The organism is Pseudomonas sp. Irchel 3H7 (assembly GCF_900187605.1).
Lineage (GTDB): Bacteria > Pseudomonadota > Gammaproteobacteria > Pseudomonadales > Pseudomonadaceae > Aquipseudomonas.
In genome coordinates, this window is record NZ_FYEA01000006.1 from 21,840 (window position 1) to 47,743 (window position 25,904).

Consider the following 25,904-nt stretch of genomic DNA (forward strand, 5'->3'; position numbering starts at 1 on the left):
CAGACGCCACAAACCAGAACGGCCTCCCATTGTGGAGGCCGTTTTGCATTCAGCGCATGCGGCTTTTCTTGCGCCGCGCCCATTGCCGCGCGACCCACCAGCGCCAATACATCATCACCAGACAGTAGGCGAGGGCGCCAAGCACCAGCCCTACCACCACCGAACCGAGCAGAAACGGCTGCCACAGCGTCGACAACTCGCCGCTGATCCATTCCCAGGTCAGCTCATCCGGCAGATGCCGGGCGGGCACGTCCATCAAAAACGCCCCGGCCTGATAAGTGCAGAAAAACACTGCCGGCATGGTGATCGGATTGGTCAGCCACACCAGACTGACCGCAATCGGCATATTCCCTCGCACCATGACGGCGAGGGCAGCCGCCACCAGCATCTGCGCCGGAATCGGCAGGAATGCGGCGAACAGGCCGACGGCCATCGCTCGGGCGACCGAGTGGCGATTGAGGTGCCAGAGGTTCGGGTCATGCAGCAACTTGCCGAGAAAGCGTAAGGATTTGTGTTCCCTGATGCTCGTCGGGTCGGGCATGTAACGTTTGAATAAGCGCCGGGGCATAAGGCTTCTCGGTCGGTTAAGGCGGCAAGTATGTCTGGATTCTACGAAGCGCCCATTCAGACTTTGTGACAATTGTTGACGACGCTTGTGCCCGACACCCGCTATGCCTAAAAGCGGGACTCTCAAGGACGGGCTTATGCGCACAGGGATGATGGCGCTCGCAGTCGGTCTGCTGGCCCCGGTTTTTATGCCGGCACTACCGCCGGTCTGGTTGATGGTGCTGTTGCCGGTCGTGGCTTTGATGCTGCTGCCGTTTCGCAGCTACCCCTTGGCGTTTTTGCTGTTTGGCTTCACGTGGGCCAGCGTCGGTGCGCAGTGGGCGCTGAATGATCGCTTGCCGATCGGGCTGGATGGCGAAACCCGGTGGGTTGAAGGGCGGGTCGTCGGTTTGCCGCAGAACAGCGATGGCGTGGTGCGCTTCGAATTGGCCGATGCACACTCACGGCATGAAAAACTGCCGGCGCTGATGCGACTCGCCTGGTACGCCGGCCCGCCGGTCAACAGTGGCGAGCGTTGGCGATTAGCGGTCAAGCTCAAGCGTTCGGGTGGATTGCTCAATCCGCACGCTTTCGATTACGAAGCATGGCTGCTGGCGCAACGCATCGGCGCCACCGGCACGATCAAGGATGGCCAGCGCCTGACAGCCGCACGCTGGGCCTGGCGCGACAGCATTCGCCAGCGTTTGCTGAGTGTGGATGCGCAGGGGCGAAGCGGCGCGTTGGCCGCGCTGGTGCTGGGCGATGGCTCGGGACTCAGTCGCGAGGACTGGCAGATTTTGCAGGACACCGGCACCGTGCACTTGCTGGTGATTTCCGGTCAGCACATTGGCTTGCTGGCGGCAGTGATGTACATGCTGGTCAGCGGATTGGCCCGTTTTGGCCTGTGGCCGCTGCGCTGGCCCTGGTTGCCGTGGGCCTGTGGTCTGGCATTTGCGGCGGCGCTCGGTTATGGCCTGCTCGCAGGATTCGACGTGCCGGTACAGCGCGCCTGTGTGATGGTCGGTCTGGTGCTGTTGTGGCGCCTGCGTTTTCGTCATCTTGGTGCATGGTGGCCGTTGTTGCTGGCGTTCAATGCGGTGCTTTTGCTCGATCCCCTGGCCAGTCTGCGCCCCGGGTTCTGGCTGTCCTTTACCGCTGTTGCCGTGTTGATCTTCACCTTTGGCGGTCGGCTGGGCGCGTGGCGTTGGTGGCAAACCTGGACGCGGGCGCAGTGGTTGATTGCCATCGGTCTGTGTCCGGTGTTGCTGGCACTGAATCTGCCGATCAGTCTTAGCGGACCACTGGCGAACCTGTTGGCAGTGCCTTGGGTCAGCCTGGTTGTATTGCCGCCAGCACTGCTCGGCACGTTAATGTTGCCGGTGCCGTATGTCGGTGAAGGTCTTTTGTGGCTGGCCGGCGGTTTGATCGATGCGCTGTTTCGTACTTTGGCCGTGATCGCCGGGCAGTGGCCGGCATGGACAGCCGCCGCTGTGCCGGGTTGGGTCTGGTTGCTCGGCAGCCTCGGTGCCGTGTTGTTGCTGTTGCCGCGCGGCGTGCCGATGCGTGCACTGGGCTGGCCATTGCTATTGCTGCTGGTCGTGCCGCCCCGCGAGCGTCTGGATGAAGGGCTGGCCGATGTCTGGCAACTCGATGTCGGCCAAGGCCTGGCCATTCTGATCCGCACCCGTCATCACACGCTGCTGTATGACGCCGGGCCACGCTTTGGCGATTTCGATCTCGGCGAACGGGTGGTACTGCCCGCGTTGCGCAAGCTCAGTGTAGAGAAACTTGACCGGATGCTGCTTAGCCATGCGGACGCCGATCACGCGGGTGGCGCTCTGGCGATCATGCGCGGTTTGACCGTCGCTCATGTGCTCAGCGGCGATCCGGCGGCACTGCCCGCGCAATTGGGCGCCGAAGCCTGCGAAAGCGGCCAGCAATGGCAATGGGACGGCGTGCGTTTTCAGCTCTGGCAGTGGGCGGAGGCTCACGACAGCAATCAGCGTTCGTGCGTGTTGCAGATCGAGGCCAATGGCGAGCGCTTGCTGCTGACCGGCGACATCGACAGCCATGCCGAGCGCTTGCTGCTCGACAGTCCGCTGGCCGTGCCGACGCAATGGCTGCAATCGCCGCACCATGGCAGCCGCAGTTCATCGTCCATGGCGCTGCTCAAAGTCTTGCAGCCTGAGTCCGTGCTGATCTCGCGAGGCCATGGCAACTCTTTCGGCCATCCGCACCCGACCGTGCTGGCGCGTTATCGCAAATTGAATCTGCACATGTACGACAGCGCCGAGCAGGGCGCCATTCATCTGCAACTGGGTACCTTCAAGGCGCCACGCACAATGCGTCAGCAACGGCGTTTCTGGCGTGATCCGCCCGCACTGGCCCGTTGATCGGGGCGTGGGCGAATGGGGCATCACGGTCGTCGGGGCGGCGGGTCTTAATCGTGAATCGGTATGGTAAAGTGGCGCACTTTTTCGAGGGGACTGTCACTGTGTGGGAATTGGTCAAATCCGGCGGCTGGATGATGTTGCCGATCATTCTGAGCTCCATCGCGGCCATGGCGATCGTCGCCGAACGCCTGTGGACCCTGCGCGCCAGTCGCGTCACCCCCGAGCATCTGCTGGGCCAGGTCTGGGTGTGGATCAAGGACAAGCAGCTCAATAAAGAAAAGCTCAAGGAATTGCGCGCCAATTCGCCGCTGGGAGAAATCCTCGCCGCCGGTCTGGCCAACTCCAAGCATGGTCGCGAGATCATGAAAGAGTGCATTGAAGAAGCCGCCGCCCGCGTTATTCACGAGCTCGAACGCTACGTCAATGCGCTGGGCACGATTGCCGCCATGTCGCCGCTGCTGGGCCTGCTGGGCACGGTGTTGGGCATGATCGACATTTTCAGTGCCTTCACCGGTTCAGGTATGACCACCAATGCCTCGGTATTGGCCGGCGGTATCTCGAAAGCGCTGATCACCACGGCGGCGGGCTTGATGGTCGGTATTCCGGCAGTGTTCTTCCACCGGTTCCTGCAGCGCCGCATCGATGAACTGGTCGTCGGTATGGAGCAGGAAGCGATCAAACTGGTTGAAGTGGTGCAGGGCGACCGTGACGTCGATCTGGCCGAGGGCCGCGCGTGAAATTCCGTCGCAAGCCTCGGGAAACCATCGACATCAACCTCGCATCGCTGATCGATGTGGTGTTTATCCTGCTGCTGTTTTTCGTCGTGACCACCACGTTTACCCGTGAAACCCAGTTGCGCGTCGACCTGCCGGAAGCGGTCAGCGGCTCACCGGCCGAAGACCAGCAGCTCAAGCAGATTGATGTGGCTATCAGCGCTGAGGGCGTGTTTTCGGTGAACAACAAGATTTTGCCGAAAAATGATCTGGCGACCCTGATGGAAGCCATGCAGAAAGAGTCCAACGGCGACACCAACATGCCGTTGTCGATCAGTGCCGATGGCAAGACTCAGCATCAATCAGTGATCACCGCCATGGACGCGGCCGGCAAGCTCGGTTTCAGCCATCTGCGCATGACCACGGTCGAGGCGGCGCCGAAATCCTGATGAGTCTGTCCGATCGTTTGCTAGCCGCGTGGTATCAGGGGCACCCGGCCCTGACGTTGCTGCGGCCGTTGGAGTTGTTGTACCGCCGCGTGGTGGTCAAAAAACGCCAGCGCTTTCTCGACGGTGAGGGCGAGATCTATCAGCCACCGGTGCCGTTAATCGTCGTCGGCAACATCACCGTGGGTGGCACCGGCAAGACACCGATGATTCTCTGGCTGATCGAGCACTGTCGGCGCAGCGGCTTGCGCGTCGGCGTGGTCAGCCGTGGTTACGGTGCCAAACCGCCGCAGTTGCCGTGGCGGGTTGAGGCCGATCAAGCCGCCGACATTGCCGGAGACGAACCGCTGCTGATCGTCCAGCGCACCGGCGTACCGTTGATGATTGACCCCAATCGCAGCGCCGCCGTCAAAGCCTTGCTCGCCAGCGAACCGCTGGATCTGATCCTGTCGGATGACGGCATGCAGCATTACCGTCTGGCGCGAGATCTGGAACTGGTGCTCATCGATGCCGCCCGTGGTCTGGGCAACAAGCGTTGTCTGCCGGCCGGACCGTTGCGGGAGCCGATCGAGCGCCTGCAAAGCGTCGACGGCGTGCTGTTCAATGGTGCCACTGAAGACCGAGACGACGGTTTTGCTTTCCGTCTGCAACCCACCGCGCTGGTCAATCTGCGCAGTGGCGAGCGCAAGTCGCTCGATCATTTCCCGTCCGGCCAGGCCGTGCACGCGGTCGCCGGGATCGGCAATCCGCAACGTTTCTTCAATACCCTCGAAGCGCTAGACTGGCGCGCAGTGCCCCACGCGTTTGCCGATCACGCCGAATACAGCGTGCAGGCCTTGAATTTCACACCGTCATTGCCGTTGGTGATGACCGAAAAGGACGCGGTGAAGTGCCGTGCCTTCGCTACAGCCGACTGGTGGTATCTGGCGGTCGATGCCGTGCCGTCGCCGGCCTTCGTGGCCTGGTTTGACACGCAGCTGATGCGCCTGTTGCCCGATCGGCTTTTGCCTTAACTCTTTACTCAGGGAATGTTCATGGACACCAAATTGCTCGATATCCTCGCGTGCCCGATCTGCAAAGGCCCGCTCAAGCTCAGCGCCGACAAGACCGAGTTGATCAGCAAGGGCGCCGGTCTGGCATACCCGATCCGCGACGGCATCCCGGTGATGCTCGAAAGCGAAGCCCGTACCCTGACCACCGACGAGCGTCTGGATAAATGACCACTGCCTTCACCGTTGTCATCCCGTCACGTTTCGCCTCGACCCGTCTGCCGGGCAAACCGCTGCTGGACATCGCCGGCAAGCCGATGATCCAGCACGTCTGGGAACAGGCGAGCAAAAGCAGCGCCAGCCGCGTGGTGGTTGCGACTGACGATGCGCGCATCGTCGAGGCCTGCGAGGCCTTTGGCGCCGAAGTGGTGCTGACCCGTGAAGACCATAATTCCGGCACCGACCGTCTGGCCGAAGTCGCGGCGAAACTGGGCCTCGAGCCTAACGCGATCGTGGTCAACGTGCAGGGTGACGAGCCGCTGATTCCACCGAGCGTGATCGATCAGGTCGCCGCCAACCTCGCCACCCACACCGAAGCGCGCATGGCCACGCTGGCCGAGCCGATCGAGGACGTGGAAACCCTGTTCAATCCGAACGTGGTCAAGGTCGTCAGTGACATCAACGGTCTGGCGCTGACCTTCAGCCGCGCGACCTTGCCGTGGGCACGCGATGCGTTTGCCAAGAGCCGCGAGCAACTGCCGGAAGGCGTGCCGTATCGTCGCCACATCGGCATTTATGCCTACCGCGCCGGTTTCCTTCAGGATTTCGTCAACTGGGGGCCGTGCTGGCTGGAAAACACTGAATCCCTCGAGCAACTGCGTGCCCTGTGGCACGGCGTGCGCATTCATGTTGCTGACGCGTTGATCGCGCCACCGACCGGAGTTGACACCGTCGAAGACCTTGAGCGCGTTCGTCGCCTGCTGGAGGCCTGATGCGCGTTCTGTTTGTGTGCCTGGGCAATATTTGCCGTTCGCCCACCGCTGAAGGCGTGTTGCGCCACAAACTGCGTAAAGCGGGGCTGGCGGATCAGGTTGAAGTGGCCTCCGCCGGCACCGGTGACTGGCACGTCGGCAATCCGCCAGACAAACGCAGCCAGGCCGCCGCCAAAGTGCGCGGTTATGACTTGTCGGCGCAACGCGCGCAGCAGGTCAGCCGTGCTGACTTCGCCAGTTACGATCTGATTCTGGCCATGGATAACAGCAACCTGCGCAACCTCAAAGCCTTGCAACCATCCACCGGCAAGGCTGAACTGGATCTGTTCCTGCGCCGTTATGCCGGGCTGGTCGATGAAGTGCCGGATCCGTATTACGACGGTGATCAGGGTTTCGAGCAGGTATTGGATCTGATCGAAGCGGCCTGTGACCAACTGCTGATCGAAGTGAAGGGCCGGTTATGAGTTTGCAGGTGCAACCGCAGGTTTCCCTGAAACCGTTCAACAGTTTTGGCGTAGATGTTCGCGCGCAACTGTTCGCCGAGGCCCATAGCGACGCCGATGTCCGTGAGGCGTTGGCTTATGCGAAAACACATGACGTGCCAATGCTGGTGATCGGCGGTGGCAGCAACTTGCTGCTGACCGCAGATATCCCGGCGCTGGTGCTGCGCATGGCGACGCGGGGGATCCGCGTGGTCAGTGATGACGGCAATCGTGTGGTGATCGAAGCTGAAGCCGGCGAGCCTTGGCATCCCTTTGTGCAATACACGCTGGCGCAGGGTTTTTCCGGACTGGAAAACCTCAGCCTGATTCCCGGCACCGTCGGCGCTGCGCCAATGCAGAACATCGGTGCCTACGGTGTCGAGATCAAGGATGTGTTTGCCGGATTGACCGCGCTGGATCGCCAGACCGGCGAGTTGCGCGACTTCAGCCTCGAAGAGTGCAACTTTGCCTACCGCGACAGCCTGTTCAAGCAGCAGCCTGGGCGTTGGTTGATTCTGCGCGTGCGCTTCAAACTGGATCGCGTCGCGCATCTGCATCTGGAATACGGCCCGGTGCGTCAGCGCCTGACCGAGCAGGGTATCGAGCAGCCGACGCCAAGTGACGTCAGTCGCGCCATCTGCAGCATCCGCAGTGAAAAACTGCCGGACCCGGCGGTGCTTGGCAATGCCGGCAGCTTCTTCAAGAATCCGCTGGTGACGGCGGCCGTCGTCGCGCAAATCAAAACGCAGCACCCGGACGTGGTGGCTTACGCGCAACCGGACGGGCAGATGAAACTGGCGGCGGGTTGGCTGATCGAGCGTGCCGGCTGGAAAGGTTTCCGTGAGGCCGATGCCGGCGTGCATAAATTGCAGGCGCTGGTGCTGGTCAACTACGGCGCGGCAACCGGTTTGCAACTGCTCGACCTCGCGCAACGCATCCAGAAAGACATTGCCGAACGTTTCGATGTCGAGCTGGAGATGGAGCCTAACCGCTATTGAGGCTACGCTTTCAAAAGCGCCACCCAAAGCCCTGCACTGATAAAAAGTGCAGGGCTTTTTTGTTAACGCTGGGTTAACTTAGCGAGCTAACGATAACCGTCATTTGCTCCACCAAAGGCCCGGTGCAGACGTTCCCGTCGGCACGAGAGAGCCTGATTAGCCTGAGTCGATCTGCGTGAACCACACCGCTGATTTTCCGGCGGCAGATTGCTCGACCCCATAACCACTAAAAATATGCGGGCGTGCCCATGATTACCCTGAAACTCAACGGTCAAGACCATCCCCTCGATGTCACCGAAGACATGCCGCTGTTGTGGGCGATTCGTGATGTCGCCGGTTACAACGGCACCAAATTCGGCTGCGGCATGGGCCTGTGTGGCGCGTGCACCATTCATATCGATGGCTTGCCCGCGCGCAGTTGCATCACGCCGATCGGCTCGGTGGTCGGACAGAACGTCACCACCATCGATAACCTGCACGCCGACCCGGTGGGTCAGGTCGTCCAGCAAGCCTGGCTGGACACCGCTGTAGCCCAATGCGGTTTCTGTCAGGGCGGGCAAATCATGTCGGCCACCGCGTTGCTCAAGACCAACCCGAACCCGAGCGACGAGCAGATCGAAGAAGCCATGGTCGGCAATATTTGTCGCTGCGGCACCTACAACCGAATCAAAACCGCTATTCGTCAGGCCTCCACTCACTTGAAGGAGGCCAAGGCATGAGCCGTCTTCCGAATGATTTCGCCCTGAGCAATCTCAGCCGTCGCGGTTTTCTCAAAGGCGTCGGCGCCACCGGTGCGCTGGTGCTGGCGGCGAGTTGGGGCTGGCAGGATGCGTTGGCCGAGGACAAACCGAAACAGTTCGGCGCCGATGGCATGCCTAATGGCTGGATCGATGATCCGAAGGTCTACGTCAGCATCGCCGCTGACGGCACCGTCACCGTGGTCTGCAACCGTTCGGAAATGGGCCAGGGCGTGCGCACCAGTCTGACCATGGTCGTTGCCGACGAGTTGGAAGCCGACTGGGCGCACGTCAAAGTGCAACAGGCGCCGGGCGATGAAGTGCGTTTCGGTAACCAGGATACTGACGGTTCGCGCAGCATGCGTCATTGGTACGAGCCGATGCGACGTTGTGGCGCGGCGGCGCGGACCATGCTCGAGCAAGCTGCCGCTACGCAGTGGAAAGTGCCGGTCGGCGAATGCCACGCGCAGTTGCATAAAGTGCTGCACAAACCGTCCGGCCGTGAACTGGGCTATGGCGAACTCGCCGCTGCCGCCAGTGCGTTGCCAGTGCCGGCGCGTGATAGTCTGCGCCTCAAGCAACCGTCGGAATTTCGCTACATCGGCAAGGAAGGCAGCAAAGCCATCGACGGTGACGACATCGTCAACGGTCGTGCCGTGTACGGCGCCGATGTGCATTTCGATGGCATGTTGTACGCGACCATCGCCCGTCCGGCGGTGTACGGCGGCAAGGTCAAATCGCTGGATGACAGCGCCGCGCTGAAAGTCCCTGGCGTACTCAAAGTGCTGCAGATCGAAAGTCGCCCGTTGCCTTCGGAATTCCAACCGTTGGGCGGTGTGGCCGTGGTGGCCAGCAATACCTGGGCAGCGATCAAGGGCCGCGAGGCGCTGAAAATCGAATGGGACGATGGGCCGAACGCCAGTTATGACTCGATCGCCTATCGCAAGGAACTGGAAGCTGCGTCGCTGAAGCCTGGCAAGGTGGTGCGCAACACCGGCGATATCGACAAGGCCTTGAGCGGCGCCGCGAGTACGCTCGAAGCTTCGTATTACCTGCCGCACCTGGCGCAGGCACCGATGGAGCCCATGGTCGCCATCGCCCGTTACAAGGATGGCGTTTGCGAAGCGTGGGCGCCGAGTCAGGCGCCACAAGTCACCCGTGAGCGAATCGGCGAGCGCCTTGGTTTGCCGTTCGACAATGTCACCTTCAACGTCACCTTGCTTGGCGGCGGTTTCGGCCGCAAGTCGAAACCGGACTTCGTCGTTGAAGCAGCGATTCTCGCCAAAGAGTTTCCCGGTAAAGCCGTGCGGGTGCAGTGGACGCGTGAAGATGACATCCACAACTCGTATTTCCACACTGTGTCTGCTGAGTACCTCAAGGCGGGCGTGGCCAAGGACGGTATGCCGTCCGGTTGGCTGCATCGCACCGTGGCACCGAGCATCACTGCGTTGTTCGCGCCGGGCATGAACCATGAAGCGGCATTCGAACTGGGCATGGGCTTCACCAACATGGCCTACGCGATTCCCAATGTGCGTCTGGAAAATCCCGAAGCCACCGTGCACACGCGAGTCGGCTGGTATCGCTCGGTGTCGAACATTCCCCATGGTTTCGCGATCCAGAGTTTCGTCGATGAGCTGGCGCACAAGGCCGGCGAAGATCCGCTCAAATACCAGATCAAACTGCTCGGCCCGGATCGCCAGATCGACCCGCGCACCTTGAGCGAAGAGTGGAACTACGGCGAATCGCCCGAGCGTTATCCAATCGATACCGGGCGCATGCGCACCGTGCTGGAAACCGCCGCGAAAGCAGCCGGTTGGGGACGCAAACTGCCGAAGGGCCGTGGTCTGGGTCTGGCGGTGCATTACAGCTTCGTCACCTATGTGGCGGCGGTGATTGAGGTTGAAGTAAAAGACGACGGTACGCTGATCGTGCACAAGGCTGACATTGCCGTGGACTGCGGGCCGCAGATCAACCCCGAGCGCATTCGTTCGCAGTTCGAAGGCGCTTGCGTGATGGGCTTGGGCAACGCGGTGCTGGGCGAAATCAGCTTCAAGGACGGCAAGGTGCAGCAGGACAACTTCCACATGTACGAAGTGGCGCGCATGTCGCTGGCGCCGAAGGAAGTTGCCGTGCATCTGGTGACACCGCCGGGCGACGTGCCGTTGGGCGGCGTTGGCGAACCGGGCGTGCCACCGATTGCGCCGGCACTGTGCAACGCGATCTTCGCCGCCACCGGCAAGCGCATCCGCAATCTGCCGGTGCGTTATCAGTTGCAGGGCTGGCAGAAGGCAGAGGCGTAATGGACAGCGTCGACCTCAATGTCCTGCGCAGCGTCCTCGAATGGCGCCGCGCCGGGCAGCGGGTGGTGCTGTTCAGCGTGGTGCAGACCTGGGGCACTGCGCCCCGGGCGCCCGGCGCCATGCTCGCCTTGCGCGAGGATGGCGTGGTGATTGGTTCGGTGTCGGGCGGCTGCGTCGAGGATGACTTGATCGCCCGCCTGCACGATGGACGGATCGCCACCGATGGGCCGCCGGTGCAGTTGATTACTTATGGCGTCACGCGTGAAGAGGCGGCGCGCTTTGGCTTGCCTTGCGGCGGCACGTTGCGCCTGACCGAAGAGCGCGTCGGCGACCCTGCCTGGGTTGCCGAATTGCTGGCCCGTTGTGAGGCTCACGAGATCGTTGCTCGCGAACTGAACATCGAAACCGGCGAAGTGCTTCTGTCACCGGCGAGCAAAAGCGATGCGCTGGAATTCGATGGCAAAACCCTGCGCGCCATTTACGGTCCGCGCTGGCGTCTGCTGTTGATCGGCGCCGGCCAGTTGTCCCGCTACGTCGCGGACATGGCTCGACTGCTGGATTTCGAGGTATTGATCTGCGATCCGCGCACCGAGTTTGTCTACGGTTGGGAGGAGCATCACGGGCGTTTCGTCCCGGGCATGCCAGATGACGCGGTGCTGAGCATCCAGACCGATGAGCGCACGGCGATTGTCGCGCTGACTCACGATCCGCGTCTGGATGACATGGCATTGCTGACGGCGCTGGATTCGCCAGCCTTCTATGTTGGCGCGCTCGGCTCGCGGGTCAACAGTCAGAAACGTCGGGAGAATCTCGCTCAGCTAGGCTTGTCGGTAGAGGCGATCAATCGACTGCACGGGCCGATCGGCTTGCACATCGGCAGTCATTCGCCGGCGGAAATTGCCTTGTCGTTGTTGGCGGAAATCGTCGCAATCAAGAACGGCGTCGAACTGAAGCAGAAAAAAACCCTGGAGGGCACATGAGTCGATCCATTGCAGTGATTGTGCTGGCGGCGGGCGAGGGCAGTCGCTTTCGCCAGGTGGCGGGTGCCGACAAGGACAAGTTGCTGGCTGACTGCACCGGGCGGGATGGTGCGGTGCGTTCGGTGATCGAGCAGGTGCTGGTGAATCTGCCGGCCAGTCTGGACAAGCGCGTGCTGGTGACGACCGAGGCACGGCCGCAGGTGATGCGCATGGCGCAGGCTTATGGTTGTGACGTGGTCTCGATCGAATCGACCGGGATGGGGGACAGTATTGCCGCTGGCATTGCCGCGTGCCCGGATGCTGATGGCTGGTTGATTGTGCTGGGGGATATGCCGTTTATCTTGCCGTCGAGTATTGAGCGTGTGGTTGCGGCGATTGCTGACGATGCGGTGAGTGTACCGGTGCAGGATGGCGAGTTTGGTCACCCTGTGGGGTTTGGTCGATCGTTTGGTCCGGGGTTGCAGGGGTTGAGCGGTGATCGTGGGGCTCGGCCTTTGTTCAAGCAGGGTAGGGTGGTGGAGATTGCTGTCGATGACCCTGGTGTGCTGTGGGATATCGATGTGCCTGAGGCTTTGGTTTTTGCCTCGTCTTGAGGTCTGTGTGAATTCCTTAGAAGCCCTCACCCTAGCCCTCCCGAAACGTCGGACCGCCCAGAGGGAGAGGGGACTGACCGACGTGTTCTTTCGAGGTGCACCGACCCAAACTTCGAGTCGAGCACCGGCCTTGAAGTACACGGAGATCGGCTCCCTTTCCCCCTCGCCCCCTGGGGTCGGTCCGACGTTTCGGGAGGGCTGGGGTGAGGGGGGAATCTAGAATCCACCACAAAAATCGATGCATAAAAAAGCCCCGCCTGAATAATCAGGCGGGGCTTTTTAACGGCTTTGGGAATTACACGAGAGGTTTAGGCTCGTGCTCTTTTTCCTCGGCCTCTTGGTGTTGCTCGACCGCGTCCTGAACGGAGCGTGGTGCTTCAGCGATCACCGCTTCAACTACCGCTTCTTCAGCGACCGGGGCAGGAGCTGCCTCGACCACGGCAGCGACTGGAGCAGCTGCGGCAGCCAGTTCGGCTTCCTTCTGCAGACGCTCTTCTTCACGCTTGCGACGACGCACTTCACGTGGATCGTTCGGCGCGCGGCCGCTTGGCGTCAGAGCGCTGACCGGAGCCGGTGCTTCAACCACCGGGGCTGGCGCTTCGGCAACCACTGGCGCTTCGACAACGGGCGCTGGTTCAGCAACGACCACTGGCTCGGCAACCTTGGTTTCTTCAACTACTGGCGCTTCGAACACTGGCGCTTCAACAACCGGTGCTTCAACCACAGGCGCAGGCGTTTCAGCGGTTGCTGGTTCGGCAACCCAGTTGAAAGCGGTCTGCTCTTCGCGAACTTCACGCACGGTTTCAGTCACGGTTTCAGCGACGGTTTCAACCACCGGCTCGGCAACCACGGCTGGAGCTGGCTCTACCTGAGGCAAGGTTTCCTGAACCGGTGCCACTTCGACTTCCGGAGCAGCAACCACTTCTACCGGAGTGGTCGCTTCAACTACCGGCGCTTCCACTGGAGCGGTTTCCTGAACAGCAGCGGTGGCGCGTTCGGCTTGCTCGTGAGCTTGTGCTTCAGCCGGGGCGCTGATCACGGTGCTGGCAACAGCGGCGGTCACCGCCAGGCCAGCAGCCAGATCGGCAGTGCTTGGGCCTTCGCCGTTTTCGCCGGCTTCGGATTCTTCCGAACCTTCGATCACGTTGCCGTTGGCATCACGCTGACGCTCACGACGGTTGCTGCGACGACGCTGACCGCGCGAACGACGACGTGGACGATCGCCTTCGGCGTTCTCCGAACCGTCTTCCGGCAGTTGCTCTTCGTTGCTGTTCACTTCTTCTTCAGCGACGGCAGCAGCGGCCTGTTCGGCGCGTGGCTGACGCTCTTCACGCGGCGGACGCGGTGCGCGCTCTTCACGTGGCTGACGGGCCGGGCGCTCTTCAGCGGTAACAACTGCGGTGTCTGCAGTCACTGGAGCGGCGTCCAGTGGCTCGCGCAGTTCACGTACACGCTCTTCGCGCTCGCCACGTGGCTTGCGGTCTTCGCGCGGTGCACGTGGCGCACGTTCTTCACGCGGAGCACGTGGTGCGCGCTCTTCGCGGGCAACTGGTGCTTCGGTGCGGGCTTCACGAGGCTCGCGGACTTCACGGGCTTCGCGTGGCGCACGCTCTTCGCGCGGTTCACGTGGGGCGCGTTCTTCACGCGGTGCACGTTCTTCACGCGGTTTGCGCTCTTCATCGCGGCGACCATTACGGTTGCGGCTCTGCTGACGACCGTTGCGACGTTCTTCGTTACGGGCCGGGCGCTCGGTGGCTGGTTTTTCAACCACAACCGGAGCGGCAGGCTCTTCTTTGGTGGCGAACAGGCTGACCAGCGATTTCACCAGGCCTTTGAACAGGCTTGGCTCTGGCGCGGCAACTGGCGCCGGTGCCGGAGCAACAGGCGCGGCGGCTTCGGTCGGAACCGGAGCGTTGGCGCGGGCCGGAGCAGTCTTGACCGCAGCTTCCTGGCGAACCAGGGTGCGGGTCGCAGCGGCTGGCTGAACTTCTTCGACTTCAGCAGCGGCAGCAGCGATTTCGTAGCTGGACTGGTTGGTCGCGGCTTCCGGGCTGTCGTCACGCAGACGCTGAACTTCGAAGTGCGGCGTTTCGAGGTGATCGTTCGGCAGGATGACGATACGAGCGCGGGTGCGCAGTTCGATCTTGGTGATCGAGTTGCGTTTTTCGTTGAGCAGGAACGCGGCGACGGGGATCGGCACCTGAGCGCGCACTTCGGCAGTGCGGTCTTTCAGAGCTTCTTCTTCGATCAGGCGCAGGATCGCCAGCGACAGCGATTCAACGTCACGGATGATGCCGGTGCCGTTGCAACGCGGGCAGACGATGCCGCTGCTTTCGCCCAGGGATGGACGCAGGCGCTGACGGGACATTTCCAGCAGGCCGAAGCGCGAGATGCGGCCGATCTGCACGCGAGCGCGGTCGGCTTCCAGGCATTCGCGGACTTTCTCTTCCACGGCGCGCTGGTTCTTGGCAGGGGTCATGTCGATGAAGTCGATGACGATCAGGCCGCCGATGTCACGCAGGCGCAACTGACGGGCGATTTCTTCGGCGGCTTCAAGGTTGGTCTGCAGAGCGGTTTCTTCGATGTCGCTGCCTTTGGTGGCGCGCGCCGAGTTGATGTCGATGGACACCAGAGCTTCGGTCGGATCGATAACGATGGAGCCGCCGGAAGGCAGTTCAACGACGCGCTGGAAAGCGGTCTCGATCTGGCTTTCGATCTGGAAACGGTTGAACAGCGGCACGCTGTCTTCATACAGCTTGATCTTGCTGGCGTACTGCGGCATCACCTGGCGGATGAAGGTCAGGGCTTCGTCCTGGGCTTCAACGCTGTCGATCAGCACTTCGCCGATGTCCTGGCGCAGGTAATCGCGGATGGCGCGGATGATCACGTTGCTTTCCTGGTAGATCAGGAAAGGCGCGGAGCGATCCAGCGAGGCTTCTTTGATGGCGGTCCACAGTTGCAGCAGGTAATCGAGGTCCCACTGCATTTCTTCGCTGCTGCGGCCCAGGCCGGCAGTGCGCACGATCAGACCCATGTCGGCTGGCGCAACCAGACCGTTCAGCGCTTCACGCAATTCGTTGCGCTCTTCGCCTTCGATGCGACGGGAGATGCCGCCGGCACGCGGGTTGTTCGGCATCAGTACGAGGTAACGACCGGCCAGGCTGATGAAGGTGGTCAGGGCTGCGCCCTTGTTGCCACGTTCTTCTTTTTCAACCTGAACGATGACTTCCTGGCCTTCGCTCAGGACGTCCTTGATGTTGACGCGGCCTTCAGGGGCTTTCTTGAAGTACTCGCGGGAGATTTCTTTGAGGGGCAGGAAGCCGTGGCGCTCGGAGCCGAAATCGACAAAGGCAGCCTCAAGGCTTGGTTCGATGCGAGTGATGCGGCCTTTATAGATGTTGGCCTTCTTCTGCTCGCGTGCACCGGATTCGATGTCCAGGTCGTAGAGGCGTTGGCCATCTACCAGTGCAACACGCAACTCTTCGGGTTGAGTTGCGTTAATCAGCATTCTTTTCATGTAGTACCGTCGGTTTCCGGGCTGCCGGAAACGGCGTTCGGCACACACGACTTCTCACGGTCGGTGTCAGGTGCGTCGGGAGTGGTTGGCCATTCCCGTGTCCAGCGATATGCGGCCAATTGGGCCGATATAGCGACGTACGCGTCCTGCTTGCTGTGGCTACTTAAGCACTCAGTCAGGAGGAGGAATCAACCAGCGGCTGTGGACGAGATGAAGCGTCTTGATAAAGCCTATTGCTACACAGTCCGGCGGTTGTGCATCTCCACCCTACACGTATCCCTGATAATTCGGGTGCTGCCGCGCGCAGAATCCGCAGCGGGTTGGCATTTACCGTGAGCTCCGATAGGGGAGGTCACGCATCATGGCTAATTCAGGCGTTGTTTCCGAAGCATTCGCTCGGGGTCATCTGCAGCTGACTGCACTTTGTGAACTGGCCTTGAATGTGTGCCTGCCAGGCGAGTAAAAACTCTGCTCGGCGGTGTAATTCAGGCCTCATGTCACCTGCGCTTGTTACAACTGCAAACTCCACCGTTACGTAGCGAAAGCCCCGTAGGACGGCCTCGCGTCCTGGTGAATTGCGTTGGTCAGGGCCGGTTTTTGACCGTGGTTCCTCTGTCCAGGCCGCTTTTGGCGGCGTTCGCGACTATAGCAGCAATGATTAAGTGCTTCAATTCCATAAAAATTGTTATCATCCGCGGCATGACAACTACTGCCCCTTCGACTCCAGGCGTTCAATTGCTTGAAGTCTCGCCGGAGTATGCCGGCCAACGAATCGACAACTTTCTCCTCGCCCGGCTCAAAGGCGTGCCCAAGACCTTGATTTACCGCATTTTGCGTAAAGGCGAAGTGCGCGTGAACAAAGGTCGGATCAAGCCCGAATACAAGCTGCAGGCCGGTGATATCGTGCGCGTGCCGCCCGTTCGCGTGCCTGAGCGTGACGAACCGGTGCCACTTGCACAGGGTTTGCTGCAGCGCCTGGAAGCCTCGATTGTCTTCGAAGACAAAGCCCTGATCGTGATCAACAAGCCCGCCGGCATTGCGGTTCACGGTGGCAGCGGCCTGAACTTCGGCGTGATCGAAGCCTTTCGTCAGTTGCGCCCCGATGCCAAGGAATTGGAACTGGTTCACCGTCTCGACCGTGACACCTCCGGCCTACTGATGATCGCGAAAAAGCGCAGCATGTTGCGTCACTTGCATGAGCAGTTGCGCGGCGATGGCGTCGACAAGCGGTACATGGCGCTGGTGCGCGGCAACTGGGCGACTTCGATCAAGAAAGTCAGTGCGCCATTGCTCAAGAGCAATCTGCGTTCCGGCGAGCGCATGGTCGAAGTCAATGACGAGGGCAAAGAAGCCCTGACCATGTTCAAGGTGCTGCGCCGTTTCGGTGATTTCGCCACCATGGTCGAGGCTAAACCGGTTACCGGTCGTACTCACCAGATTCGCGTGCACACCTTGCATGCTGGCCATTGCATTGCTGGCGACAGCAAGTACGGCGATGAGGATTTCACCAAGGAAATCGGCGATCTGGGCGGCAAGCGCCTGTTCCTGCACGCCTACATGCTGACCGTGCCGCTGCCCGATGGCGGCAAGCTGACCTTGCAGGCGCCGGTCGATGAAATGTGGGCCAAGACCGTGGAGCGATTGAGTGCGCCCATCTGATTACAAACTGCTGATTTTCGATTGGGACGGCACGCTGGCCGACTCCATTCACCGGATTGTCGAGGCGATGCACTCGGCGTCCGGGCGCTCCGGTTTCGAGTTGCGCGATGACTTTGCCGTCAAAGGCATCATCGGTCTGGGTTTGCCCGAGGCGATTCGCACGCTGTATCCCGAGATCAGCGATGCCGAAATGACCTTGTTTCGCGAGTATTACGCCGATCACTACATCGCCGCGGAAGCCGTGCCTTCGCCGTTGTTCGAAGGCGTTGTCGAGTCGATGGCGTCCTTTCGCGAGCAGGGTTATCACCTGGCCGTCGCCACCGGCAAGAATCGTCGCGGGCTGGATCGGGTGCTCAAGGCCAATGGCTGGGAAGATTATTTCGATATCACCCGTGCTGCCGATGAAACTGCGAGCAAGCCGCATCCTCTGATGCTGGAGCAGATCCTTGCTCACTGCGGTGTGCGTGCGGAGCAGGCGCTGATGGTCGGCGATTCGTCCTTCGATCTGCTGATGGCGCGTAACGCAGGGATGGACTCGGTGGCGGTCAGTTATGGCGCGCAATCGATCGAATCGCTGCAGCAGTTCGAGCCACGTCTGTCGATCGACCGTTTTTGTGAATTGCATGCCTGGCTGGAACAGCAGGCTTAATACGTTTTTGCTGGGGTGGATGGCATGACCGACGAATGGAAAGCACCGGCCAAGGCAAGTGCCGACGGCGGTGACGAGAAAAGCTGGAAGCTGTTGGAAAAGACCCTGCTGGCCGGTGTGCAGGAACAGCGTCGTTCGCGGCGTTGGGGGATTTTCTTCAAGCTGCTGACGTTTGTTTATCTGTTTGTGGCGCTGATTCTGTTCACGCCACTGATGGACATGGAAAAAAGCGCCACGCGCGGGTCGAACTACACCGCGCTGATCGACGTCACTGGCATGATTGCCGATAAAGAGCCGGCCAGCGCCGACAACATCGTCGGCAGTCTGCGGGCGGCGTTCGAGGACAAGAAGGTCAAGGGCGTGATCCTGCGGATCAACAGTCCTGGCGGCAGTCCGGTGCAGTCGGGTTATGTATATGACGAGATCAAACGTCTGCGCGGTCTGCACCCGGAGATCAAGGTGTATGCGGTGATTTCCGATCTGGGTGCGTCCGGTGCTTATTACATCGCCAGTGCGGCGGACCAGATCTACGCCGACAAGGCGAGTCTGGTTGGCTCCATTGGTGTGACGGCGGCGGGTTACGGCTTTGTCGGCACCATGGAGAAACTTGGCGTCGAGCGTCGCACGTACACCTCGGGCGAGCACAAATCGTTCCTTGACCCGTTCCAGCCGCAGAAGCCTGAAGAAACGGCGTTCTGGCAAGGCGTGTTGGATACCACGCACAAGCAGTTCATCAACAGCGTCAAGCAGGGTCGTGGCGATCGTCTGAAAGACAAAGAACATCCGGAGCTGTTTTCCGGGTTGGTCTGGTCGGGCGAGCAGGCGCTGCCACTGGGTTTGATTGACGGTCTGGGCAATGCCAGCTCGGTGGCGCGGGATGTGATTGGTGAGAAGGAGTTGGTGGACTTCACTGTTCAGGAGTCGCCGTTCGATCGCTTCTCGAAGAAGCTCGGTGCCAGTGTGGCTGAGCAGTTGGCGATGTGGATGGGTTTCCACGGGCCTTCGTTGCGTTAACAAATCACTGCATGAAAAAAACCGGCCTTGATGGCCGGTTTTTTGTGGGTCAGGGAATCTGCACGCCTTCATCCAAAAGCATGTCGATCAGGCGAATCAGCGGCAAGCCGATCAGGCTGGTGGCATCCGGGCCTGCTGTGGACTGGAACAGGCTCACGCCGAGGCCTTCAGCCTTGAAACTGCCCGCGCAGTCGTAGGGCTGCTCGATGCGCAGATAGCGCTCAACGCGCGCCTGATCGAGTTGGCGCATATGGACAGTGAATGGCACACAATCGACCTGGCACTCGCCCGTCTGGCTATTGAGCAAGGCCAGGCCGGTCAGAAATGTCACGCTGGCGCCGCTGGCGGCCATTAGTTGTTCGCGGGCTTTCTCGAACGTGTGCGGCTTGCCGATAATCTGCTCGCCAAGCATGGCAACCTGGTCTGAGCCAATAATCAGGTGGGCGGGGTGGCTGTCGGCCAGTGCCCGGGCTTTTTGTTCGGCGAGGCGCTTGACCAGTTCGATGGCTGACTCGCCCGGGCGATGGCTTTCATCGATATCCGGCGAGCTGCAGACGAACGGCAGGTGCAGGCGGGCGAGCAATTCACGACGATAAGTCGAGCTTGAAGCGAGTAATAAAGGCAGCATTCGCGTCTCCTGAGGCAGGTGCGAATTCTAGCGGAGGCACGCAAGTGACGGACAGGGCACAATTTCCTTTGACATGGGTGGGTGCATCCCTATAATGCTGCGCCTATGTTGAATGACCCGATTCCACCTCACGTTGACCCGCGCAAATTGGCTGATCGTGGCACCACCCTTCAAGGTGAAATGCTGCTGGCCGATTTGGAGAGACTCTGCGACCCGCTTTCCGACAATGTCGGTACGGTGCAGGCGAAATTCGTTTTTGAACGAGATGAACGTAAATCTGTGGTAATCCACAGCTTTATCGACACCGAGGTCAAAATGGTTTGCCAGCGTTGTCTTGAGCTGGTCACCCTGCCGATCCACAGCGAATGCAGTTATGCTGTGGTGAAAGAGGGTGCGAATACCCAGTCGTTGCCGAAAGGTTATGACGTGCTGGAACTGGGCGAAGATCCATTGGATCTGCAGTCACTGATCGAGGAGGAGCTTCTGCTCGCCTTGCCCATTGTGCCTGCTCATCATCCGGAAGAATGCCAGCAGCCGGCGGGTCTCGATGAGCCCGAACCGAGCGAGGACGAGTCAACGCGGTCCAACCCGTTCAGTGTATTGGCGCAGTTAAAGCGTGACCCAAACGTTTAGGAGTTAATCAATTATGGCTGTTCAGCAGAACAAAAAATCCCGCTCTGCCCGTGACATGCGCCGTTCGCACGACGCTCTCGAGGCTAGCACTCTGTCTGTAGAAAAAACCACTGGTGAAGTTCACCTGCGTCACCACGTATCGCCAGAAGGCGTATACCGTGGCCGTAAAGTGATCGACAAGGGCGCTGACGAGTAATCACTTGTCCGCTCAAGTCATCGCGATTGACGCAATGGGCGGGGACTTCGGTCCCCGCAGCATTGTTCAGGCCAGCCTTGCTTGCCTGTCTGCTACGCCCTCGCTGCACCTGACCCTCGTCGGTCAACCCTCCCTTCTTGAAGAATTGATCAACGGCCAATCGGCTGCCGATCGCGCGCGCCTGACGATTGTTGCGGCCAGCGAAGTCATCACCATGGACGAAAAACCGACCCAGGCCTTGCGCGGCAAGCCGGATTCGTCGATGCGTGTTGCTCTCGAACTGGTGCGTGACGGCAAGGCTCAAGCGTGTGTCAGTGCCGGTAATACCGGTGCGTTGATGGCGCTGTCGCGGTTCGTTCTGAAAACGTTACCGGGTATTGACCGTCCGGCCATGGTTGCCGCGATTCCGACGCAGAAGGGTTTTTGCCAGTTGCTCGATCTGGGCGCCAATGTCGATTGCAGTGCCGAGCATTTGCTGCAATTTGCGGTGATGGGCTCGGTGGCGGCGCAGACGCTGGGCATCCATCGCCCGCGTGTCGCGCTGCTGAACATCGGCACCGAAGACATCAAGGGCAATCAGCAGGTCAAACTGGCTGCGACACTGCTGCAAGCTGCTCGCGGTATCAACTACATCGGTTTTATCGAAGGCGACGGGTTGTATCGCGGAGAGGCTGACGTGGTGGTTTGCGATGGTTTTGTCGGCAATATCCTGCTGAAGTCCAGCGAAGGCCTGGCGACGATGATTGCTGCACGTATTGAAGCGTTGTTCAAAAAGAATCTGGCTTCCCGTGCGGTAGGGGCTTTGGCGTTGCCACTGATGAAGCGCTTGCAGGCGGATCTGGCGCCGGCGCGACATAACGGCGCAAGCTTTCTCGGTTTGCAGGGTATCGTCGTGAAAAGTCACGGTTCGGCCGGGGTCCAGGGCTTTCAGAGCGCGATTCAGCGCGCGCTGATCGAGATTCAGGAGAATCTTCCCGAACGCCTCCACGGTCGTCTGGAGGATTTGTTGTCTTAGGCGTTTTCGTCGGACAATGCTTAAATGTGACCGCCCGGTTCAAAGGGCCATCCAACTGTCAGTTTCTTGCGTCCCCCAGCGGGGCGTCATTTTCCGACGACAAGATCATTAGGGGCTTGTTACATGTCTGCTTCCCTCGCATTCGTCTTTCCAGGACAGGGTTCGCAGTCCCTCGGCATGTTGGCCGAGCTGGGCGCGGAATATCCGTTGATCCTCGAAACGTTCAAAGAAGCTTCTGAGGCTCTGGGCTATGACCTGTGGGCACTGACCCAACAGGGCCCGGAAGAGCTGCTCAATCAAACCGATAAAACCCAACCGGCCATTCTGACCGCTTCGATCGCCCTGTGGCGTCTGTGGCTGTCTGAAGGCGGAGCGCGTCCGGCATTTGTTGCCGGTCACAGCCTGGGCGAATACAGCGCGCTGGTCGCTGCCGGCAGCCTGACACTGGCTGACGCGGTCAAGCTCGTTGAGCGTCGCGGTCAGTTGATGCAGGAAGCGGTTCCGGCCGGGCAGGGCGGCATGGCTGCCATTCTTGGTCTGGAAGATGCCGACGTGCTGGCAGCCTGCGCAGAAGCTGCGCAAGGCGAAGTCGTCAGCGCCGTCAACTTCAATTCGCCAGGCCAGGTGGTAATCGCCGGGGCCAAGGCTGCTGTCGAGCGCGCCATCGAAGGCTGCAAGGCGCGTGGTGCCAAGCGCGCCATGCCGTTGCCAGTGAGCGTGCCTTCGCACTGTGAACTGATGCGTCCGGCTGCCGAGCGCTTTGCTGAATCCATCGCCGCCATCGACTGGCAGGCGCCGCAGATCCCGGTCGTACAGAACGTCAGCGCGCAAGTGCCGGCCGATCTGGAAACCCTCAAGCGCGATCTGCTCGAACAACTCTATAAGCCAGTACGCTGGGTCGAGTCGGTACAGACTCTGGCCGCCAAGGGCGCGACCAATCTGGTCGAATGCGGCCCGGGCAAAGTGCTGGCCGGTCTGAACAAACGTTGCGCTGAAGGCGTCGCGACTTCCAACCTCAATACCCCAGACGCTTTCGCTGCCGCCCGTGCAGCGCAAGCCTGAATCAGGAGAAACTTGCATGAGTCTGCAAGGTAAAGTTGCACTGGTTACCGGTGCAAGCCGCGGCATTGGTCAGGCTATCGCGTTGGAACTGGGTCGTCAGGGCGCCATTGTCATTGGCACCGCGACCTCCGCTTCGGGCGCTGAGCGTATTGCTGCCACCCTGAAGGAAAACGGTATCCAGGGCACGGGCCTTGAGCTGAACGTCACCAGCGATGAATCGGTCAGCGCGGTGCTGGCAAGCATTCAGGAGCAGTTTGGTGCGCCAGTGGCGATCCTGGTCAATAATGCTGGCATCACCCGCGATAACCTGATGATGCGCATGAAAGACGACGAGTGGTACGACGTGATCGATACCAACCTGAACAGTCTGTTCCGCCTGTCCAAGGGCGTTCTGCGCGGAATGACCAAGGCGCGTTGGGGCCGAATTATCAGTATTGGCTCGGTAGTGGGTGCCATGGGCAACGCAGGCCAAGTAAACTATGCAGCCGCCAAGGCCGGTCTGGAAGGTTTCAGCCGTGCGATGGCGCGTGAAGTCGGTTCGCGTTCGATTACAGTCAACTCGGTAACCCCTGGGTTTATCGACACCGATATGACGCGCGAGCTGCCTGAAGCACAGCGTGAAGCCTTGCAGACGCAGATTCCGCTGGGTCGTCTGGGACAAGCTCAAGAGATCGCGTCTGTGGTCGCTTTTCTTGCATCCGACGGTGCGGCATACGTCACTGGGGCTACAATCCCGGTGAACGGTGGGATGTACATGTAAGTAAAATGTGACGGATTGCTTCAAAAAAATGTCATACGAGCTGTCTAAAATCCGTTATAAAGCTGCAATCTATTTATAGGCAGAGGGCCGCAGGGTTTGAGGAGTGAAGCTTTCAGTTGAAAAGCTGAAAAGTCTTTCTATACACTTACCCACTGGCCAGCTGCCTGAATTTGTCCATTAGGAGTGAAAACAAGGTATGAGCACCATCGAAGAGCGCGTCAAGAAAATCGTTGCCGAGCAACTGGGTGTTAAAGAAGAAGAAGTGGTCAACACTGCTTCCTTCGTTGAAGACCTGGGTGCCGACTCCCTTGACACCGTTGAGCTGGTGATGGCTCTGGAAGAGGAATTCGAGACCGAAATCCCTGACGAAGAAGCTGAAAAGATCACTACTGTACAAGCTGCAATCGACTACGTTACTAGCCACCAGGCGTAATAGTTTGTAATCGTTGTTTGCTGTCATGGAAAAACCGCACTGCCATCATGGCGTGCGGTTTTTTCTTTAGGCCTGATGCAAAATCGTCATTTGAAAAAGGAGAGTGCTGTGTCGCGTAGACGCGTCGTAGTCACCGGTATGGGTATGTTGTCGCCACTGGGCACGGATGTGCCGAGCAGTTGGCAGGGCATTCTGGCTGGCCGCAGTGGCATTGGTCTGATCGAACACACCGACCTTTCTGCCTATTCCACCCGCTTTGGCGGCTCGGTAAAGGGCTTCAATGTCGAGGAATACCTGTCGGTCAAGGAAGCGCGCAAGCTCGACCTGTTCATTCAGTACGGCCTCGCCGCAGGCTTTCAAGCCGTGCGCAACGCCGGTCTGGAAGTCACCGACGCCAACCGTGAACGCATTGGCGTGGCCATGGGTTCGGGTATCGGCGGTCTGACCAACATCGAAGAAACCAGCCGTACTCTGCATGAGACGGGTCCGCGTCGAATCTCGCCATTCTTCGTGCCAGGCTCGATCATCAATATGATTTCCGGTTTCCTGTCCATCCACCTGGGCGCACAGGGACCTAACTACGCCATCGCCACGGCGTGTACCACCGGTACGCACTGCATCGGCATGGCGGCGCGCAACATCATGTACGACGAAGCCGACGTGATGATCGCCGGCGGTGCCGAAATGGCTGCATGCGGTCTGGGCATGGGCGGCTTCGGCGCGTCCCGTGCACTGTCGACCCGCAACGACGAGCCAACCCGTGCCAGCCGTCCATGGGACAAGGGCCGTGATGGCTTCGTCCTTTCCGACGGTGCCGGTGCACTGGTTCTCGAAGAACTGGAGCACGCCAAGGCGCGTGGCGCGACCATCTACGCCGAGCTGATCGGCTTCGGCACCAGTGGCGATGCGTTCCACATGACTTCGCCACCCGCCGACGGTGCCGGTGCGGCACGCTGCATCACCAATGCGTTGCGCGATGCGAAGATCAACGTCGATCAAGTGCAGTACATCAACGCCCACGGCACTTCGACCCCGGCCGGCGACCTCGCCGAAGCCAACGCGATCAAGTCGGTGTTCGGTGACCACGCCTATAAGCTGGCAGTCAGCTCGACCAAATCGATGACCGGTCACCTGTTGGGTGCGGCGGGCGCAGTCGAGGCGATCTTCAGCGTGCTGGCGATCAACAGCCAGGTCGCACCGCCGACCATCAACCTCGATGAGCCGGACGAAGGCTGCGATCTCGATTTTGTGCCGCACACCGCGCGCAACATGGACATCGATGTCGTGCTGTCCAACTCCTTCGGTTTTGGCGGCACCAATGGCACCTTGGCATTCCGCCGGTTCGCAGGCTGATGGACAGTTGGGTCGACGGTCAACCGGCTGACGCTCTGTCGCTGAAAGATCGCGGCCTGGCTTACGGTGATGGTCTGTTCGAGACTATCGCTGTGCGTAGCGGCCAGCCGATCCTGCTGGATCGGCACCTGACGCGTCTGGCCGATGGCTGTTCGCGTCTGGCCATTGCGGCCGATATCGAGCTGATTCGCCATGAGCTGCTGAGTTATGCAGCAGCGATGGGCGAGGGCGTGCTCAAGCTCATCCTCAGCCGTGGCGACGGTTTGCGCGGTTATGCGCCCGACCCGGCGGCGCCGGGCCGACGCATTCTGCAAGGCAATCCTGCGGCGACTTATCCTGCTGTGCATGCTGAACAAGGCGTTCGCCTGTTTCCCTGCAACACGCGACTGTCCAAACAGCCGCTTCTCGCCGGACTCAAACATCTCAATCGATTGGAGCAGGTTCTCGCTCGTGCCGAATGGCAGGACAGCGAGCACGCCGAAGGCTTGATGCTGGATCAGGTCGGTCGAGTGATCGAGGGCGTGTTCAGCAATCTGTTTCTGGTAAGCGACGGTGTGCTGATAACGCCGGACCTCAAGCGTTGCGGTGTCGCCGGGGTGATGCGCGCCGAAATATTGTTTCAGGCCGAGTCATTGGCCATCCCCACGCAAATCGCCGATATCAGCCTCGAACAGCTGCAATGGGCTGATGAAGTGTTTGTCTGCAACAGTGTTTATGGTGTCTGGCCGGTACGCGCCTGTGCTGCACTGAGCTGGCCGGTTGGCCCGCTCACCCGTAAACTGCAAACCATTGCCCGCGCCCTATTGGATGCCTGAT

The 25,904-nt window shown here is 60.3% G+C and carries 26 protein-coding genes; 23 read left to right on the forward strand and 3 right to left on the reverse strand.

The features are described from left to right. Nucleotides 1-49 precede the first annotated feature (49 nt). The gene (locus CKW38_RS12475; protein WP_007908202.1) at nt 50-568 is read right to left on the reverse strand and encodes a DUF2062 domain-containing protein; all 519 of its coding nucleotides are present in this window, start codon (nt 566-568) and stop codon (nt 50-52) included. Between the two features lie 136 nt (nt 569-704). Between CKW38_RS12475 and CKW38_RS12480 the strand changes: the two genes are divergently transcribed. The 12 genes from CKW38_RS12480 (at nt 705) to CKW38_RS12535 (ending at nt 12,169) form a co-directional block, all read left to right on the forward strand. Further along, complete coding sequence (locus CKW38_RS12480; RefSeq protein WP_095112873.1) at nt 705-2,939, forward strand: DNA internalization-related competence protein ComEC/Rec2; 2,235 nt, start codon at nt 705-707, stop codon at nt 2,937-2,939. 101 nt (nt 2,940-3,040) lie between these two features. Further along, nucleotides 3,041-3,676, forward strand: a complete 636-nt coding sequence (locus CKW38_RS12485) for a MotA/TolQ/ExbB proton channel family protein (protein WP_007908216.1) — start codon at nt 3,041-3,043, stop codon at nt 3,674-3,676. Then, the gene (locus tag CKW38_RS12490) at nt 3,673-4,101 is read left to right on the forward strand and encodes a biopolymer transporter ExbD (protein WP_007908223.1); all 429 of its coding nucleotides are present in this window, start codon (nt 3,673-3,675) and stop codon (nt 4,099-4,101) included. The genes CKW38_RS12485 and CKW38_RS12490 overlap by 4 nt, the downstream gene beginning before the upstream one ends. Beyond that, the gene (lpxK, locus tag CKW38_RS12495; RefSeq protein WP_007908225.1) at nt 4,101-5,111 is read left to right on the forward strand and encodes a tetraacyldisaccharide 4'-kinase; all 1,011 of its coding nucleotides are present in this window, start codon (nt 4,101-4,103) and stop codon (nt 5,109-5,111) included. Before CKW38_RS12490 ends, lpxK begins: the two co-directional genes overlap by 1 nt. 21 nt (nt 5,112-5,132) lie before the next feature. After that, nucleotides 5,133-5,318 carry a Trm112 family protein gene (locus tag CKW38_RS12500; protein WP_003174668.1) on the forward strand — a complete coding sequence of 62 codons (186 nt, stop codon included), beginning with the start codon at nt 5,133-5,135 and terminating at the stop codon, nt 5,316-5,318. Further along, nucleotides 5,315-6,079 (forward strand): 3-deoxy-manno-octulosonate cytidylyltransferase, encoded by a 765-nt coding sequence (kdsB, locus tag CKW38_RS12505; RefSeq protein ID WP_095112874.1) that lies wholly within the window; start codon nt 5,315-5,317, stop codon nt 6,077-6,079. Before CKW38_RS12500 ends, kdsB begins: the two co-directional genes overlap by 4 nt. Beyond that, the gene (locus CKW38_RS12510) at nt 6,079-6,543 is read left to right on the forward strand and encodes a low molecular weight protein-tyrosine-phosphatase (RefSeq protein WP_095112875.1); all 465 of its coding nucleotides are present in this window, start codon (nt 6,079-6,081) and stop codon (nt 6,541-6,543) included. The genes kdsB and CKW38_RS12510 overlap by 1 nt, the downstream gene beginning before the upstream one ends. After that, entirely contained in the window at nt 6,540-7,559 is a 1,020-nt protein-coding gene (murB, locus tag CKW38_RS12515; protein WP_095112876.1) for a UDP-N-acetylmuramate dehydrogenase, read from the forward strand. The genes CKW38_RS12510 and murB overlap by 4 nt, the downstream gene beginning before the upstream one ends. A gap of 248 nt (nt 7,560-7,807) precedes the next feature. After that, entirely contained in the window at nt 7,808-8,278 is a 471-nt protein-coding gene (locus CKW38_RS12520; RefSeq protein WP_095048621.1) for a (2Fe-2S)-binding protein, read from the forward strand. Beyond that, nucleotides 8,275-10,596 (forward strand): xanthine dehydrogenase family protein molybdopterin-binding subunit, encoded by a 2,322-nt coding sequence (locus tag CKW38_RS12525; protein WP_095112877.1) that lies wholly within the window; start codon nt 8,275-8,277, stop codon nt 10,594-10,596. Before CKW38_RS12520 ends, CKW38_RS12525 begins: the two co-directional genes overlap by 4 nt. Further along, nucleotides 10,596-11,576 (forward strand): XdhC family protein, encoded by a 981-nt coding sequence (locus CKW38_RS12530; protein WP_095112878.1) that lies wholly within the window; start codon nt 10,596-10,598, stop codon nt 11,574-11,576. Before CKW38_RS12525 ends, CKW38_RS12530 begins: the two co-directional genes overlap by 1 nt. After that, nucleotides 11,573-12,169, forward strand: a complete 597-nt coding sequence (locus CKW38_RS12535) for an NTP transferase domain-containing protein (RefSeq protein WP_095112879.1) — start codon at nt 11,573-11,575, stop codon at nt 12,167-12,169. The genes CKW38_RS12530 and CKW38_RS12535 overlap by 4 nt, the downstream gene beginning before the upstream one ends. A gap of 295 nt (nt 12,170-12,464) precedes the next feature. On the opposite strand, the gene rne is transcribed toward CKW38_RS12535, so the two are convergent. Further along, nucleotides 12,465-15,686 (reverse strand): ribonuclease E, encoded by a 3,222-nt coding sequence (rne, locus tag CKW38_RS12540; RefSeq protein WP_095112880.1) that lies wholly within the window; start codon nt 15,684-15,686, stop codon nt 12,465-12,467. A gap of 699 nt (nt 15,687-16,385) precedes the next feature. Here rne and rluC point away from each other — a divergent pair. From rluC to sppA, 3 genes are read left to right on the forward strand one after another with little or no spacing between them, the layout of a single operon-like run. Beyond that, on the forward strand, nt 16,386-17,345 hold the full coding sequence (gene rluC, locus CKW38_RS12550; RefSeq protein ID WP_095112881.1) for a 23S rRNA pseudouridine(955/2504/2580) synthase RluC: 960 nt from the start codon (nt 16,386-16,388) through the stop codon (nt 17,343-17,345). Continuing rightward, entirely contained in the window at nt 17,332-17,994 is a 663-nt protein-coding gene (locus CKW38_RS12555; RefSeq protein ID WP_007908241.1) for an HAD-IA family hydrolase, read from the forward strand. The genes rluC and CKW38_RS12555 overlap by 14 nt, the downstream gene beginning before the upstream one ends. Before the next feature lie 24 nt (nt 17,995-18,018). Further along, nucleotides 18,019-19,008 carry a signal peptide peptidase SppA gene (sppA, locus tag CKW38_RS12560; RefSeq protein ID WP_007908243.1) on the forward strand — a complete coding sequence of 330 codons (990 nt, stop codon included), beginning with the start codon at nt 18,019-18,021 and terminating at the stop codon, nt 19,006-19,008. A gap of 49 nt (nt 19,009-19,057) precedes the next feature. On the opposite strand, the gene CKW38_RS12565 is transcribed toward sppA, so the two are convergent. Beyond that, nucleotides 19,058-19,636, reverse strand: a complete 579-nt coding sequence (locus CKW38_RS12565) for a nucleoside triphosphate pyrophosphatase (protein WP_095112882.1) — start codon at nt 19,634-19,636, stop codon at nt 19,058-19,060. 105 nt (nt 19,637-19,741) lie between these two features. On the opposite strand from CKW38_RS12565, the gene CKW38_RS12570 reads away from it, so the two are divergent. The 8 genes from CKW38_RS12570 (at nt 19,742) to pabC (ending at nt 25,903) form a co-directional block, all read left to right on the forward strand. Then, nucleotides 19,742-20,269, forward strand: a complete 528-nt coding sequence (locus CKW38_RS12570; protein WP_007908248.1) for a YceD family protein — start codon at nt 19,742-19,744, stop codon at nt 20,267-20,269. 13 nt (nt 20,270-20,282) lie between these two features. Beyond that, nucleotides 20,283-20,465 carry a 50S ribosomal protein L32 gene (gene rpmF / locus CKW38_RS12575; protein ID WP_003179396.1) on the forward strand — a complete coding sequence of 61 codons (183 nt, stop codon included), beginning with the start codon at nt 20,283-20,285 and terminating at the stop codon, nt 20,463-20,465. A gap of 4 nt (nt 20,466-20,469) precedes the next feature. Further along, nucleotides 20,470-21,480, forward strand: coding sequence for a phosphate acyltransferase PlsX (gene plsX / locus CKW38_RS12580; protein ID WP_081498723.1), 1,011 nt, complete (start codon nt 20,470-20,472; stop codon nt 21,478-21,480). A gap of 123 nt (nt 21,481-21,603) precedes the next feature. Then, nucleotides 21,604-22,542 carry an ACP S-malonyltransferase gene (fabD, locus tag CKW38_RS12585; protein ID WP_095112883.1) on the forward strand — a complete coding sequence of 313 codons (939 nt, stop codon included), beginning with the start codon at nt 21,604-21,606 and terminating at the stop codon, nt 22,540-22,542. A 16-nt stretch (nt 22,543-22,558) separates the two neighbouring features. After that, entirely contained in the window at nt 22,559-23,302 is a 744-nt protein-coding gene (fabG, locus tag CKW38_RS12590) for a 3-oxoacyl-ACP reductase FabG (RefSeq protein WP_007908254.1), read from the forward strand. A gap of 196 nt (nt 23,303-23,498) precedes the next feature. Further along, nucleotides 23,499-23,735 carry an acyl carrier protein gene (gene acpP / locus CKW38_RS12595; protein WP_003175607.1) on the forward strand — a complete coding sequence of 79 codons (237 nt, stop codon included), beginning with the start codon at nt 23,499-23,501 and terminating at the stop codon, nt 23,733-23,735. Nucleotides 23,736-23,843: 108 nt separating this feature from the next. Beyond that, nucleotides 23,844-25,088 carry a beta-ketoacyl-ACP synthase II gene (gene fabF, locus CKW38_RS12600; protein WP_007908259.1) on the forward strand — a complete coding sequence of 415 codons (1,245 nt, stop codon included), beginning with the start codon at nt 23,844-23,846 and terminating at the stop codon, nt 25,086-25,088. After that, nucleotides 25,088-25,903 (forward strand): aminodeoxychorismate lyase, encoded by an 816-nt coding sequence (gene pabC, locus CKW38_RS12605; RefSeq protein WP_007908266.1) that lies wholly within the window; start codon nt 25,088-25,090, stop codon nt 25,901-25,903. The genes fabF and pabC overlap by 1 nt, the downstream gene beginning before the upstream one ends. Nucleotide 25,904: the final 1 nt, after the last annotated feature.